At 70.2% G+C, this 13,938-nt stretch carries 9 protein-coding genes; 4 read left to right on the plus strand and 5 right to left on the minus strand.

The genetic code is table 11. The features are described 5' to 3' along the window. Positions 1-189: 189 nt before the first annotated feature. From ACFWV8_RS15560 to ACFWV8_RS15570, 3 genes are all read left to right on the plus strand, one after another. The gene (locus tag ACFWV8_RS15560) at positions 190-597 is read left to right on the plus strand and encodes a hypothetical protein (RefSeq protein WP_384201403.1); all 408 of its coding nucleotides are present in this window, start codon (positions 190-192) and stop codon (positions 595-597) included. Between the two features lie 60 nt (positions 598-657). After that, positions 658-3,498, plus strand: coding sequence for a hypothetical protein (locus ACFWV8_RS15565; protein WP_384201406.1), 2,841 nt, complete (start codon positions 658-660; stop codon positions 3,496-3,498). A 260-nt stretch (positions 3,499-3,758) separates the two neighbouring features. Then, a complete protein-coding gene (locus tag ACFWV8_RS15570; RefSeq protein WP_384201410.1) occupies positions 3,759-6,545 on the plus strand; it encodes an ADP-ribosyltransferase in 2,787 nt (928 codons plus the stop codon). Between the two features lie 109 nt (positions 6,546-6,654). Here ACFWV8_RS15570 and ACFWV8_RS15575 read toward each other — a convergent pair whose 3' ends face one another. Both ACFWV8_RS15575 and ACFWV8_RS15580 read right to left on the minus strand, forming a co-directional pair. Continuing rightward, entirely contained in the window at positions 6,655-7,854 is a 1,200-nt protein-coding gene (locus ACFWV8_RS15575; protein ID WP_384201413.1) for an RCC1 domain-containing protein, read from the minus strand. 259 nt (positions 7,855-8,113) lie between these two features. After that, positions 8,114-9,019 (minus strand): helix-turn-helix transcriptional regulator, encoded by a 906-nt coding sequence (locus ACFWV8_RS15580; protein WP_384201416.1) that lies wholly within the window; start codon positions 9,017-9,019, stop codon positions 8,114-8,116. 193 nt (positions 9,020-9,212) lie between these two features. On the opposite strand from ACFWV8_RS15580, the gene ACFWV8_RS15585 reads away from it, so the two are divergent. Next, the gene (locus ACFWV8_RS15585; protein WP_384201419.1) at positions 9,213-9,983 is read left to right on the plus strand and encodes an SDR family oxidoreductase; all 771 of its coding nucleotides are present in this window, start codon (positions 9,213-9,215) and stop codon (positions 9,981-9,983) included. Between the two features lie 37 nt (positions 9,984-10,020). On the opposite strand, the gene ACFWV8_RS15590 is transcribed toward ACFWV8_RS15585, so the two are convergent. The 3 genes from ACFWV8_RS15590 to ACFWV8_RS15600 all read right to left on the minus strand — a co-directional run bounded on the left by ACFWV8_RS15590 (position 10,021) and on the right by ACFWV8_RS15600 (position 13,780). Further along, complete coding sequence (locus ACFWV8_RS15590; protein WP_384201422.1) at positions 10,021-11,190, minus strand: GDSL-type esterase/lipase family protein; 1,170 nt, start codon at positions 11,188-11,190, stop codon at positions 10,021-10,023. Positions 11,191-11,198: 8 nt separating this feature from the next. Continuing rightward, positions 11,199-11,807 carry a TetR/AcrR family transcriptional regulator gene (locus ACFWV8_RS15595; RefSeq protein ID WP_384201425.1) on the minus strand — a complete coding sequence of 203 codons (609 nt, stop codon included), beginning with the start codon at positions 11,805-11,807 and terminating at the stop codon, positions 11,199-11,201. Positions 11,808-11,947: 140 nt separating this feature from the next. Beyond that, positions 11,948-13,780: a serine/threonine-protein kinase gene (locus ACFWV8_RS15600; RefSeq protein ID WP_384201428.1), complete on the minus strand. Its 1,833-nt coding sequence runs from the start codon at positions 13,778-13,780 to the stop codon at positions 11,948-11,950. Positions 13,781-13,938: the final 158 nt, after the last annotated feature.

The raw sequence follows: 13,938 nt of genomic DNA on the forward strand, positions 1-13,938 counted from the left end.
ACCGTTCGACTCGACCGGACTCAACCGGTCACAACTGGACTGGACTGAACTCGACCTCACGTAACGGGAGTTCTCGCAGGTCAACCGGTACCCGACGGCTCCCGCCATCTCATGGAAACGCTAGCCGTGACTACGCAGAATGTCTGCGTGAATACACAGAATGAACGACTTTGTGTGGACTGGGTCCCGATGAATGGATTCCAGCTTCGGAAAGCCGGTGTGCGATTCGACGCCGTGCGCGTCGACGGGGACGAGGGGCGGCGGCTCGCCGACCTGATGGACTCGATCACGGGGGGCGATCCCGGTCCGATCGTCACCGAGTCGAACGGGCGCCGGGCGGTGTACTTCTATCTCCCGCCCGGGAGTACGGCCAACCGCGTCTGGGCGCCCGGGGTGACGCTGTTCAACTCCGCCCACCGCACCGTGAGTTACGTGCCCGTGCCGGCGCTCGACGGTGGGACGTGGCCGCTGTTCTGGTACTCCGCGCCCTCGAACCCCGAGCGCTTCGTCCACCCGGCGATCCTGCGCAACGCGGCAGCCGCGTTGTTCAGCCGGCCGATGTCGTTCGGGGAGGTCAGCGAGGGGGAGAGCGGCTGAAACACGACGCGGGCCCGGCTTGGGCCCTGGGGTGGGTCCGTGGACCCTTCGGATTGGGTCTTGCGTGCACGTAACGTTCCGACTAACGCGCCACGGCTGACGCCTGGGCCGGGATCTTCAGCAGTTTGGTGGAAAGGCTCTCCGTTGTCGGACTCACAACCCCTGGTTTCCCAGGTCGGCATATCTCAGCGTCGCTGGGAGTTGCCGAGATCACTCGCCACGACGCGGATTCTGTTGTATCTGATGTTCGGCCTCACGCTGCTGGGCGGCGTGGACGTGCTGAACTCCCTGCTGGAGCTGGGCACTCGTGTCTCGTTCTCGGTGAGTCTGGCGGCGGCGTACGCGATGGTGCCGGGGATCGCCGCCGTGGTTCTGGCGCGGCGGCTGTGGACCGGTGGCAAGGCGGTCTGGTGCACGTTGATCGCGCTCCAGGCCTGGCTGTTGATCGGCAGTGTCGTCAATCTGTATGGCGGATCGGCGCGCGGCGTCAGCCAACTGCTCTTGCCGGGCGTCCTGTTGACGTTGGTGAGTGTGGGGGCGAGCCGGACCTGGTTCGAACTGCCGGTGGAACAGCGGGCCGTGAGGCCGCGCCTGACGCTTGAGAAGTTGCGGCGGGAAGGGATGCCGTCGCTTCCGCACCTGATCAAGTGGCGACGTAACCGCGGTCAGTCGACGGTCGAGTACGTCGGAATGGTCAGCGTGGTCGCCCTGATCATCGGCGCGCTTCTGCTCACGGGGGCGGGAACCCAGATCGCGACCGGTCTCCAGACGGCGGTCTGCAACATCCTCGGTGGCGAATGCGAGAGCGACTCGGTCTCTCATCCCGGTCATTCGGGTGGCGGTGACAACGTTGGCGGTGACAACGTTGGCGGAGGCGACAACGGCGGCGGTTCTGACGGTGGCGGTTCCGACGGTGGATCCGACAACGGCGGCGGCGACAACGGCGGTTCGGACAGCGGTGGCGGTTCTGACGGTGGATCCGACAACGGCGGCGGCGACAATGGCGGTTCCGACGGCGGTTCCGGCAACGGTGGGTCTGACTCCGGCGGTGGCTCTGACGGCGGTGGCGACTCCGGTGGCGGCGACAATGGCGGTTCCGACGGCGGTTCCGACAACGGTGGCGGCGACAACGGCGGTTCGGACAGCGGCGGTGGCTCCGATGGTGGTGGCGACTCCGGCGGTGGTTCCGATGGTGGGTCTGACTCCGGCGGTGGCTCTGACGGCGGTGGCGACTCCGGTGGCGGTGACAACGGTGGTTCCGGCGGCGGTTCGGACAGCGGCGGCTCCGACAGTGGCGGTTCCGACGGTGGCGCCGACTCCGGCGGTTCCGATGGTGGTTCGGACAGCGGTGGTTCGAGCGGCGGTGTCCAGTGCAATCCGGTAATGGCCCCCTGGGGCATGATGCAGAGCTGCGTGGAGACCAGCTCCGGCGGATCTGACTCCGGCGGTGGTTCCGACGGAGGCGGTGACAACGGCGGCTCCGACGGTGGGTCCGACGGTGGCGGTGACTCTGGTGGTTCGGACGGCGGTTCCGACGGCGGTGGGTCCGACGGTGGCAGCGACAGCGGCGGTTCCGACGGCGGTGGGTCCGACGGTGGCGCCGACTCCGGCGGCTCGGACGGTGGTTCGGACAGCGGTGGTTCGAGCGGCGGTGTCCAGTGCAATCCGGTAATGGCCCCCTGGGGCATGATGCAGAACTGCACCGAGACCGACACCGGTGGGTCTGACTCCGGCGGATCTGACTCCGGCGGTGGTTCCGACGGTGGCAGTGACAGCGGTGGCGGTGACTCCGGTGGTTCCGACGGTGGTTCCGACGGTGGCGGCGACAGTGGAGGCGGTGACTCCGGTGGCGACAGCGGCGGGAACTCCAGCGGTGGCTTGATCAGTGGTGGTCTGCTCAGTGGTGGTCTGGTTACCGGTGGACTGATCACCGGTGGTCTGTCCGGTGGTAACAACTCCGGTGGCGCCAGTGGCGGTGACTCCGGTGGCGACAGTGGCGGCGAGGAGGACTGCAAGGACGAGGGATCTTCGTCCTGCGACGGGGAGGGCGAAGAGGAGGAGGAAGAGGAAGAGGACGACTGCCGGGACAAGAACGCCACCTTCTACGCCAGTGTGACCGGCGGATCCGGCAGCGGTCGCTACATAATCGCCTCGGCCGGTCCTCGTACGCACGTTGTCGCCAGCGGCAACCTGCTCGTGGCGGCTCCCACCGCTCCTTCCCCGCTGGATCTGGCAGGGACGATATCGGGCAGCGCCCTGGCCGGTGTCGACACGTTCCAGGACGTGGAGAACCGGTTCACCGTCGCCATCGGGCTCAACGACCAGCCGGTTCACCCGAAGCCCGACACGAAGCCGGAGCCGGAGCCGGAGCCCGAGCCGGAGCCGGAGCCGGAGCCGGGGTCGGAGGAGTGCACGCTTCCCCCCGACCCGAGGGAGAACCCTCATCCGGAAGTCGCGGTCAAGGAAGTCGACACGTCGAAGCTCCCCAAGAACACCAAGTGGCGCACCACCGACGAGACTCTGTACCGCTTCGACGACCGTCCGCCGGAGGAAGTCTTCGTGGACGACTTCGAGCCGAAGAACCCGGACAACATGGATCTGTACAACTACGTCGACAAAAACACGGAGTCCGGGTTCGTCTCGACGACGACGAGGGAAAAGCCGGTGCCCTTCTACGGGCAGGACTACGTCTACGAGATCGACGCGCCGGGTGGAATCGACGTCAACAAGACCTTCGGGCCCAACAGCCCCCATTCCGGAGAAGATGAGATCGCCTTCCCCGGCGGGATCGACTCGAAGTACATCAAGGGCGCGTGGAAGCTCAATCCGGACGGCACCAGGACCGGCGAGTTCATAGAGAACGAGTACTACGAATCGCCGGAGGAGCGGGGAGAGGACTGACGCAGCCGAGCGGCATCGACTACCGCTCATCGCCGGGCCGTGGGATTCCCACGGCCCGGCGGCCGTTTTTCCACCCTTCGGCCCTCCCGGTCCGGCTTGCCCCGACAGGGAGGGCCGCTCGGTTGCTGGATTGGGCCTCGGGGTGGGTCCGTGGGCCCTTCGACCGGGTCTCACGAGTGCATAGCCTCCCGGTTGACGCGCCGCGGCTGAACGCCCGAGCCGGGGATATCGGGATTGCATTTTGGTGGAGGGGTTTTCCCTTGTTGTACTCACAGGGCCTGATGTTCCGGGCCGACACCCCCGCGCAACGCTGGGAGTTGCCGAGGGCACTCGCCGCCACCCGGGTACTGCTCTACCTGATGTTCGCGCTCACCCTGCTGGGCGGCATCGGCGTGCTGAACTCGCTGCTGGAGCTGGGCAGCCACATCACGCCGGCGCTGACTCTGGCGGCGCTGTACGCGATGGCGCCGGGTGTCGGCGCGGTGATACTGGCGCGGCGCCTGTGGACCGGCGGGAAGGTCGTCTGGATGGCGTTGATCGCTCTCCAGGCGTGGCTGCTGGTCGGCAGCGTCGTGAATCTGTACGCGGGTTCGGCGCGGGGAGTCACCCAACTGCTGCTGCCGGGCGCGCTGTTGGCGCTGGTGAGTGTGGGGGCGAGCCGGACCTGGTTCGAACTGCCCGCGGAGCAGCGGGCCGTACGGCCGCGCTGGACGCGCGAGCGGTTGCGGGGGGCCGTTCCGTCGATTCCGCACATGATCGGGTGGCGGCGGAACCGGGGTCAGTCGACGGTCGAGTACGCGGGCATGGTCGGCGTGGTCGCGCTGATCATCGGCGCGCTGCTTCTCACCGGCGTGGGACCCCAGATCGCGAACGGCCTTCAGACGGCAGTCTGCAACATCCTCGGCGGCGACTGCGAGAGCGACTCGGTCGCCGGGGGCGGCGGTGAGTCCGGCGGGGGTTCGAACGGCGGGGGTTCCAACGGGGGTGGGGACAACGGTGGCTCTGGTTCCGACGGGGGCGGCTCCGATGGCGGTTCGGATGGGGGAGGGTCTGACGGCGGCGGGTCTGACGGTGGCGGCGACAACGGCGGTTCGGACGGCGGGGGTTCGGACGGCGGTAGCGACAACGGTGGCGGTTCGGACGGTGGTGGGTCGGACGGCGGCAGTGACAACGGCGGGGGTTCGAACGGCGGCGGGTCCGACGGGGGCGGCTCCGACGGCGGTTCGGACGGTGGCGGGTCCGATGGCGGTGGGTCTGACGGCGGTGGTGACAACGGTGGCTCGGACAGCGGGGGTTCCAGCGGTGGTGGCTCCAACGGTGGTGGCTCCAACGGTGGTGGGTCCAGCGGCGGCGGTTCCGATGGCGGTGGCGACAACGGCGGTTCCGACAGTGGCGGTTCCAGCGGTGGCGGCTCCAGCGGTGGGGGGTCTGACGGGGGCGGCTCCGACGGCGGTTCGGACAGCGGGGGTTCGGACGGCGGTAGCGACAGCGGTGGTGGCTCCGACGGCGGTGGCTCCAACGGCGGTTCCGACAGCGGTGGTTCGAGCGGCGGTGGTTCCAACGGGGGTGGTTCCAACGGCGGCGGTTCCAACGGTGGCGGGTCCAGCGGCGGGGGCTCCAACGGTGGCGGTTCCAGCGGCGGCGGCTCCAATGGCGGTTCGGACAGCGGCGGTTCCGACAACGGGGGTTCGGACAGCGGTGGTTCGGACGGCGGCTCCGACAGCGGTGGGTCCGACGGCGGCTCCGACAGCGGTGGTTCGAGCGGCGGTGTCGAGTGCAATCCGGTGATGGCCCCCTGGGGCATCATGCAGAGCTGCACGGAAACCGGCACCGGCGGGTCTGACTCCGGCGGTGGGAGCAGCAGCGGCGGCAACGACAAGGACAAGGACAAGGACGACGACGACAAGGACAAGGACGACGACGACAAGGACAAGGACAAGGACGACGACAAGGTCGAGTGCAACCCGACCGGGGCCGGGTCTCAATGGGGCCTGACCGGCTGCACTGAGAAGGACGACAAGGACAAGGACGACAAGGACAAGGACGACGACAAGGACGAGGACGAGGACGAGGACGAGGACGACGAGAAGGAAGACTGCCGCGACACCAACGTCGCCTACTTCGGGCCGGTGACCACCGGCGCCGCCGGCGACGGGCGTTACACGCTCGCCTCGGCCGGTACTCGTACCCCTGTCGCCTACCGCGGCAGCGGCTCCGTCCTCCTGGCAGCTCCCGGAGACTCCTCTCCGGCGGACCTCGCGGCGGCGCTGTCCGCGAGCTCCATGGCCGGTGTCGACACGTTCCAGGATGTCGAAGACAGGCTCAGCATGGCCATCGGGCTCAGCGACCCGCCGCCTCGCCCGATAAAGGACGATCCGGAGGAGAAGCCCAAGCCGAAGCCGAAGCCCCCGCACCTTCGCGGTTGCCCCGTGAAGACCCCGATGAACGTCCTGGACGACATCCCGGACTACGGGAGCGTCGACAGGAAGACCTGGGCGGAGAAGGTCGAGGAAGAGGCCAAGAAGCACAAGCTGACGGAGGACTTCACCAAGGAAGACGCGCTCATCGTCGCGGACTACACCGGCTCCTGGGCCGAGGACGCGAACAAGTACCTGCGCGGTCACCCCGTACCCGGCAGCCGGGCCAACTCGGTCCCGAAGTTCATCGAGAAGATGGACACCGCTCTGGAGCACCTGCCGCCCGTCGAGGGCACGTTCTACCGCGGGACGTTCATGCCGGACGAGCTGCTGGAGAAGTACGCCAACGGTGAAGAGGTCGAGATGCCCGAGTACCTCAGCACCTCCAGCGACCCGGCGAAGGCCGACCGCGCCGCCGAGAACGCGAAGGCCAACGGCCGGAAGGGCGAGAACGTCCTGATGGAGATCACGACCGACAACGGCCGCAACATCGACCCGCTCTCCCGCTACCGGGGCAGGGAGTCGGAGGTTCTCATCCCGCGCGGCGGCAAGTTCGTGAAGACGGGCGAGACGACGAAGATCATCGGCGGCAAGGAGTACAAGGTCATTCAGGTGAAGCAGGTCGACTGAGCCGGAGCGCCACGGAGGCGTAGAGGCGTAGCGCCATAGGTACGGCCCTGTGTGGTGACCCGTGAAGGTCACCGCACAGGGCCGGCTTCATGCCCGGGGCTGGTTCGGATCAGTAGGCGTAGCTCGTGTTTCCGCCGAGGGAGGCGGCCACGTGCTGCGGGGCCGAGTTGGCGTCGAGGGTGCTGACCGACTCCATGTTCGTCATGTTCGACGTGGTGCTGTTGCCGACCTGGCCCTCGGTGTTGTGGCCCCAGGCGAAGATGTCCTCACCGAAGACGGCGATGCCGTGCTGGGCGCCGGCCGCGACCTGCTCGGCGCCTTCGAGGCGCGGGATGCCGATGGGGGTGGTGCGGTTGGTGAACTGGCGGTTGTTCTTGGCGGCGGCCGGGTCGGCCTCCAGGAGCTGGTTGTTCTGGTTGTTGCCCCAGCCCCAGACGCGGCCGTCCTCGGTGATGGCGTAGTTGTGGTTGGCGCCGGCCTCGATGTCGCTGACTTCCTCGATCCAGTCGACGTCGACCGGCGTGGTGCTGCTCCTCGTGGAGGAGTCACCGAGCTGGCCGGACGTGTTCTTGCCCCACGCCTTGACCGTCTTGTCGGCGGTCAGCGCGAGCGCGTGGTGACAGCCGGCGTCGATCTCGGAGACGTTCTCCAGGCCCTCGATCTGACGGGGTACGGAGCTGGTGGCGCGGCTGCCGCTGCCGAGCTGGCCGTAGACGCCGCGGCCCCAGGCGTACACGTCGCCCTTCTCCGTCAGCGCCATGCTGAAGTCACAGCCCGCGGAGACCTGCTTGACCTTGGGCATGCCCTTGATCGCGCTGGGGACGGAGCGCATGTCGCCCGTGCGGCTGTTGCCGAGCTGGCCGTAGTTGTTGTCACCCCACGCGTACACGCGGCCGTTGGCGTCCAGCGCCAGGGCGTGCTCGCCGCCCGCGGCGACGTCCTTGACGTTCGCGAGGCGCGACACGGCGGTGGGGACGCTGCGGTTGGTGCGGTTGCCGTTGCCGAGCTGACCGGAGCTGTTGTGGCCCCAGGACTTGACGGTCTCGTCGATGAGGGCGAGCGCGAAGGAGTCGGACGACGAGGTGCCGCCGGCCGAGATCTTCTCGACGTCGCCGCGGACGAGCGAGGTGACGGGAACCGGGGTGGAGCTGTCCCTCGTGGCACCGTTGCCGAGCTGGCCGGTACGGCCGGCGCCCCAGCTCAGAACGGACGGGTCCTCCTGGACGGGCGCGGCGGCGACAGCGGCCAGGGGGGTGAGTGCGAGACCGGCGGTGAGGGCGGCGGTCAGGAGTGCGCGACTAGGGCGCATGGGAAGTCCTCTCGTGATGGTGCGGACCCGTCCTCGCGGGACCGCATCTGATCATCGACAGGCCCGACGGCCACCCCCTGAGGCGCGACCGGCCGCCCACCCGAATAGTCCCGAACAGCGACCCGAACGGCGTGCGGAGTGTGCGCCGTGAGCGCCGTATTGAGCCCTGTGCGCCGTGTGAGCCGCCGGTGGATGCCGGGCGTCGGGTATTGGGGGTCACGGGGGCGGAACGCGAGGTCAGGCGGAGGTCCGGCGGAGGTCAGGCGGCGGGGTCCGGGGCCGGGCCGGTGTGCTGGGGCGCCGTCCAGCTGTCGAGGAGACGCAGCGCGTCGGCGGAGGGGGAGCCGGGCTCGACGTTGTAGACGCACAGGGTCTGGTCGGTGTCGCCGGGCGGCTGGAGGGCCTCGTAGCTGAAGTGCAGATCGCCGACCAGGGGGTGGCGGTAGTGCTTGGTCCCGTGCGTACGGCGCAGGACCCGGTGGTCGTTCCACCAGCCGGTGAACTCCGGACAGCGCAGCGTCAGTTCGCCCACGAGGTCGGCGAGCTGGCGGTCGTTGGGGAAGCGGCCCGCCTCCAGGCGGAGCATGGCCACCGTCTCGGCGGCCATCTGGTCCCAGTCGCCGACGCGGTCGCGCGCCTCCGGGTCCAGGAGGTAGTAGCGGGCCATGTTGCGGCGGGTCGCGGGCAGGGCGTCGAAGTCGGTGAGGACCGCGCGGGCCAGCCGGTTGGAGGCCAGGATGTCGGTACGGCGGCCGAGGACGAAGGCCGGTACGTGGCCGAGCGTCTGGAGCATCAGACGCAGGCCGGGGCGGACACGCTGCGGGGCCACGGGTGTGTGGCGGGCGGGGGCGGGGCGCGTGACGAGGTCGGTGAGGTGCTGGTGCTCGTCGGTGTCCAGGCGCAGGGCGCGGGCCAGCGCGTCGACGACCTCGGGGGAGGGGTTGGTGGCCCGGCCCTGTTCGAGGCGGGTGTAGTACTCCGTGCTGACCCCGGCGAGACGGGCGGTCTCGTCGCGGCGCAGGCCGGGCACTCGGCGCGTACGGCCGTCGGTGGGGAGGCCGGCCTCGTCGGGGGTGATGCGGGCGCGGCGTGAGCGGAGGAAGTCGGCCAGCTCGGTGCCGCGGGTGGTGCGCGTTCTACCGGTGGTGCTCGCACTTCGGTCCATGACTCAAGTGTCGGTGCTCGGGCGGGTGCCGGGTGGGGTGTGGGGGGTTCTGCCAGTACCTGCCTGTTCAGGGCCTGTTATGGCGGCCGGGGCCGGGGCCGGGGGTGGTGTTCTGGATGTGGGCCGGGAGCCGGCGGACGAGCCGCCGGGCCGGCCTCGTAATCCACTGGCATTTTTCGAGGAAGGCACAACCATGTCCACGAACACCAAGCCCCTCGCGGGGCGCGTCGCCGTCGTCACCGGCGGTTCCAGCGGCATCGGCGCCGCGACGGCGGAGCACCTGGCCGAGCTGGGCGCCTCCGTCGCCGTCCTCGCCCGGCGGGCGGACCGGCTGGACGACCTGGTCGCCCGGATCGGGAAGAACGGCGGCACCGCGATCGCCGTCGCCGCCGACGTGAGCGACCCCGACGCCGTACAGGCCGCCGCCGACCGGGTCGAGGCCGAACTGGGCGGCGCGGACCTGCTGTTCAACAACGCCGGGGTCATGCTGCCCGCGCCGATCGAGGAGCGGACCACGGAGCTGTGGCAGCGGCAGATCGACGTGAACGTCAGCGGACTGATGTACGTCATCGGGGCGTTCGTACCGCAGCTGGTGCGGGCCGCCGGAGAGCGGGGCGTCGCCGACCTGATCAACACGTCGTCGATCGGCGCGCAGAACATCTACACGAACTTCGCCGTCTACACGGGCACCAAGGCGTACGTCACCCACATGTCCCGCAATCTGCGGGTGGAGCTGGGGCCGAAGAAGGTACGCGTCTCGACGCTGGAGCCGGGTCTTGTCACCACGGAGCTCCAGACCCACGTCACCGACGGCGGCGCGCTGGAGTGGCTGGACGGGGTCCGGGACTCGCTGGAGTGGCTGACGCCGGAGGACGTGGCCGGGGCGGTCGGGTACCTGGCGGGGCTGCCGGCGCGCGTGAACTTCCAGCAGCTGACGCTGATGCCGACGGGGCAGCTGAGCTGAGGCGCCCCCCGGGAGAGGGCCCGGCGCGCCGGCGCGGTCAGCGCGCCGGGTTCAGCCGGGTCTTCGTGAACGCCAGCTCCGCGAAGCGTTCGCCTATGCGCAGGTGCGTCGCGGCGTCCGGGTGGAGCTCGTCCGGGAGGGGCAGTTCGGCGTAGTCCGTCTCGCTGTACAGCTCCCGGCCGTCCAGGTGGTGCAGGTTCGGATCGTCGGCGGACCGCTGCCGTACGATCCGGGCCAGCTCGTCGCGGATGACGTTCAGCGTCAGCTTTCCGCTCGCGCGCTCGGCCGGGTCGCCCGCCGCCAGGAACCGGATCCGCCCCTCGCTGATCCCGGAGAAGTCCGGGGCGCTCGGGCCGGGCGTGTCCTCGTGGATACGGCAGTAGGTGGGCGAGACGACCAGCAGCGGCGCCGTGGGGTGGCCCTCGCGGATGGTGTCGAGGAAGCCGTGGACGGCGGGGGCGAAGGCGCGCAGGCGCATCAGGTCGGTGTTGACCAGGTTGATGCCGATCTTGACGCTGATCAGGTCGGCGGGGGTGTCCCGCATGGTGCGTGCGGTGAAGGGGTCGAGCAGGGCGTTGCCGCCGAAGCCCAGGTTGATCAGGTCCACCCCGGCGAGGGAGGCCGCGTGTGCGGGCCAGGTCGTGGTGGGGCTCGCGGCGTCGGAGCCGTGGCTGATCGAGCTGCCGTGGTGCAGCCAGACCGGACGGCCCCGGTCCGGTACGGGCTCGACGGGGGCGTCCGTGCGCAGGGCGACGAGCTCGGTGGTCTCGTTGTGCGGCAGCCAGATCTCGACGTCCTTCTCGGCGGCGGGCAGGCCGTCGAAGCGCACGGTGCCGGGCGGGCCCGGCTTGATCTCGGCGGTTCCGGCGGTCATGTCGATGGTCAGGATGTTGCCGCCCTTGACCGACGCCCGGTCGGTCAGCCGGCCGTCGACGAGCAGGTCGTAGACGCCGTCGGGGCGGGGCGGGGCGCCCGCGTACTCGCGCTTGGTGGGCAGCACGTCCAGCTCGACGGCGGTGGCCCGGGTGCGGAGGACGAGCCGTACGCCGGAGGGCTGGTCCTCCGCCATGGCCAGGCCCGGGTCGGTGTTCTGGGCGCGGGCCCAGGCGGGCAGGCGGTGTGGCAGGAGGCCGTGCGCGGTGCGCTCCAGATCGAGGGCGCCGCGCAGGAGGCGGGGGGTGAGGGGGGTGGTGATCCAGTCGCGCATGATCGGTCTCACTTCGTGGGTGGAGGGGCGGGGGGTGTGGCGGGCGCGGAGGGGGGCCAGGTGCGGAGGAGCGCGTCGACGCGGTCCACGATCCAGACCCAGGTCTCCCGGGTGTCGGGTGCGCTGTGGCTGAATCCGCCGGCGGTCTCCAGGCTGATGTAGCCGTGGAAGACGCTGCCCAGGAGCCGTACGGCGTGGGTCTGGTCCGGCTCCGTCAGGTCGTACCCGCGCAGGATCGCCCGGGTCATCTGGGCGTGCCGGGGTCCCGCGCTCGCGGCGGCCGTCTCCGGGTCGAGCGTCAGGCGGGCCGCGGTGTAGCGGCCGGGGTGCTCGCGGGCGTAGTCGCGGTAGACGTCCGCGAAGGCGGCGAGGGCGTCCTTGCCCGCGCGCCCGGCGAGCGCGGTGGCGAGCCGGTCGGCCATCTCCTCCAGGGAGAGCAGGGCGATCCTGGTCTTGAGGTCGTGGGAGCTCTTCAGATGCGAGTACAGACTCGCGACCTTGACGTCGAACTGCCGGGCGAGCGCGGAGACGGTCACCTGCTCGAACCCGACCTCATCGGCCAACTCGGCTCCGGCACGGACCAGGCGCTCGGTGGTCAGTCCTGCTCGTGGGGACATGGGTCCGGCCTTCCGCTGGTGTTCCTAAGTAGATTATGCGCATACCTAAAGGGTGTAGGCAAATGCTTGATCGCCACAGCCAGGAGTCGGCCCGGCTCAGCAGGCCGCTCTCGTCTTCATGTGGTGGCTAGGCCGCGCCGTCAGTCGTTCTTCGTGTACGTCACCGATTCGCCGTTCGCCGTGGTCACGCGGCGCAGGCGGCCGTCCGGGAGGATCGTCAGTTCTGTCGCGGCGCCCGGGGTGCAGGAGGACATCGGGCGGCCCGTCGTGACCGTGGACGGGCCGATCCGGAGCGGGCCGGAGCCCGGTGCCGCGCTGAGCGAGGCCTCGAAGACGCACTGATACGTGCCGCCGGTGTCGGTCGGGCCCTCCGCCGTCAGGACGAGCACGGTGTCGCCCACCGCGCCCTGGCGGATGGAGAGTTCGCGGGTGTTGAGCCCGCTCGCGCCGTCGATGGTGCCGGACCAGGCGCCGAGGTACTGCTTCGGTACGTCGCCGGGGTCGGCCTCCTCGGAGGCCGACGGGGAGGGTGACCCGGTGGCCGAGGGCTCCTCGGAGGGTGTGTTCTCGTCCGCGGAGGACTTGTCGTCGGCCTGGTTGTTCGACGACTCGTTCTTCTCGCTGCCGCTGTCCATGAACGCGTACACCGAACCGCCCGCGCCCAGCGCGACGATCACCGCGACGGCGATCAGCGCGACCGTGCCGCGACCGCTGCGACGCGGTGGCTCGGGAGGCGGGACGGGCGCCGGGCCGTACGGGGGAGTGGGGCCGTACGGGGATGGATGGCCGTAAGGGGGTGTGGCGCCCCACGGGGGGAGCGGGGGCTGGCCGGGCTGGGGGTATCCGTACTGCTGGGGGAGCGGGGGTGGGGGGATGTGATGCATGGGTTGTGGCTCGGACTGCTGGGGCTGGGGTGGCGGCGGTTGTTGCGGCCGCGGTGCCGGCTCCGGGGGCGGCGGGCTGATCATCGTCGCCATGCCGTGCATGTCGTTCCCGCCGGGCGGTGGCGGTTCGGGGGACGGTTCCGCCGGTGGGCCCACCGGCTTCGAGAACGCCAGCTCCGTACGCGCCCCCGGCTCCTCGTGTTCCAGCAACTGCACCGCGTCCGTGCCCAGTTGGGCGAGCAGCGGGCCGGGCAGCCAGGGCTCGTCGGCGTCCGGTTCGCCCACGCGGGCCAGGATCTGCGCCGGGGTCGGGCGCTCCGCCGGGTCCTTCTTCAGGCAGTCGCCCACCAACTCCCGCAGCCCCTCGGGGAGTTCGGACACATCCGGCTCCTCCTGCGCGATCCGGAACATCAGCACGTGCACCGCGGTGTCCGCCGTGCCGAACGGGAGCCGCCCCGTAGCCGCGTACATGAGCACCGAGCCCAGGCAGAACACGTCGCACGCGGGTGTCACCGCCGTGCCGCGCACCTGCTCCGGCGCCATGAAGCCGGGCGACCCGACGAGACTCCCGGTCCTCGTCGGCCCGGCGTCGGTGACCGCCTCCAGCGCGCGGGCGATACCGAAGTCGATGACCTTCGGGCCCTCGATGGTGACGAGGACGTTGGACGGCTTGAGATCGCGGTGGATCAGACCGGCGCCGTGGATGTCCTGGAGGGCGTGGGCGAGACCCGAGCCGAGTATCCGTACCGAGCGCGCGGGCAGCGGCCCGTGCGTGCCCGAGACCACGTTCTGGAGCGCGGGCCCGGCCACGTACCCCGTGGCGACCCACGGCACCGGCGCCTCCGTGTTCGCGTCGAGGACCGGCGCCGTCCACGCGCCGCCGACCCGCCGGGCCGCGGCGACCTCCAGCCGGAACCGGTTGCGGAACTCGTCCTGTACGGCGAGTTCCTTGCGTACGAGCTTCACCGCGACCGTACGGCCCCGGTCCGAGCGGGCCAGATAGACCTGGCCCATGCCGCCCGCGCCGAGGCGGGCCAGCAACCGGTACGCGCCGATGCGCTGTGGATCTCCCGCAGCCAGCTTCTCCATGGCCGTTCGGCCCTCCCCCAAGACGCACAAGCCCAAGACGCACAAGCCAACGCGCCGAGGATAGTGCCGTGTGCGCCGTACCGTCGGCGGGGCGACAGTCTGCCCAGTCACACGTCCAACACCAGACACCGTGTTCGCTCCCGCCCCCGCCCGCCGCT

Source organism: Streptomyces sp. NPDC058665, from assembly GCF_042714995.1.
GTDB lineage: Bacteria > Actinomycetota > Actinomycetes > Streptomycetales > Streptomycetaceae > Streptomyces.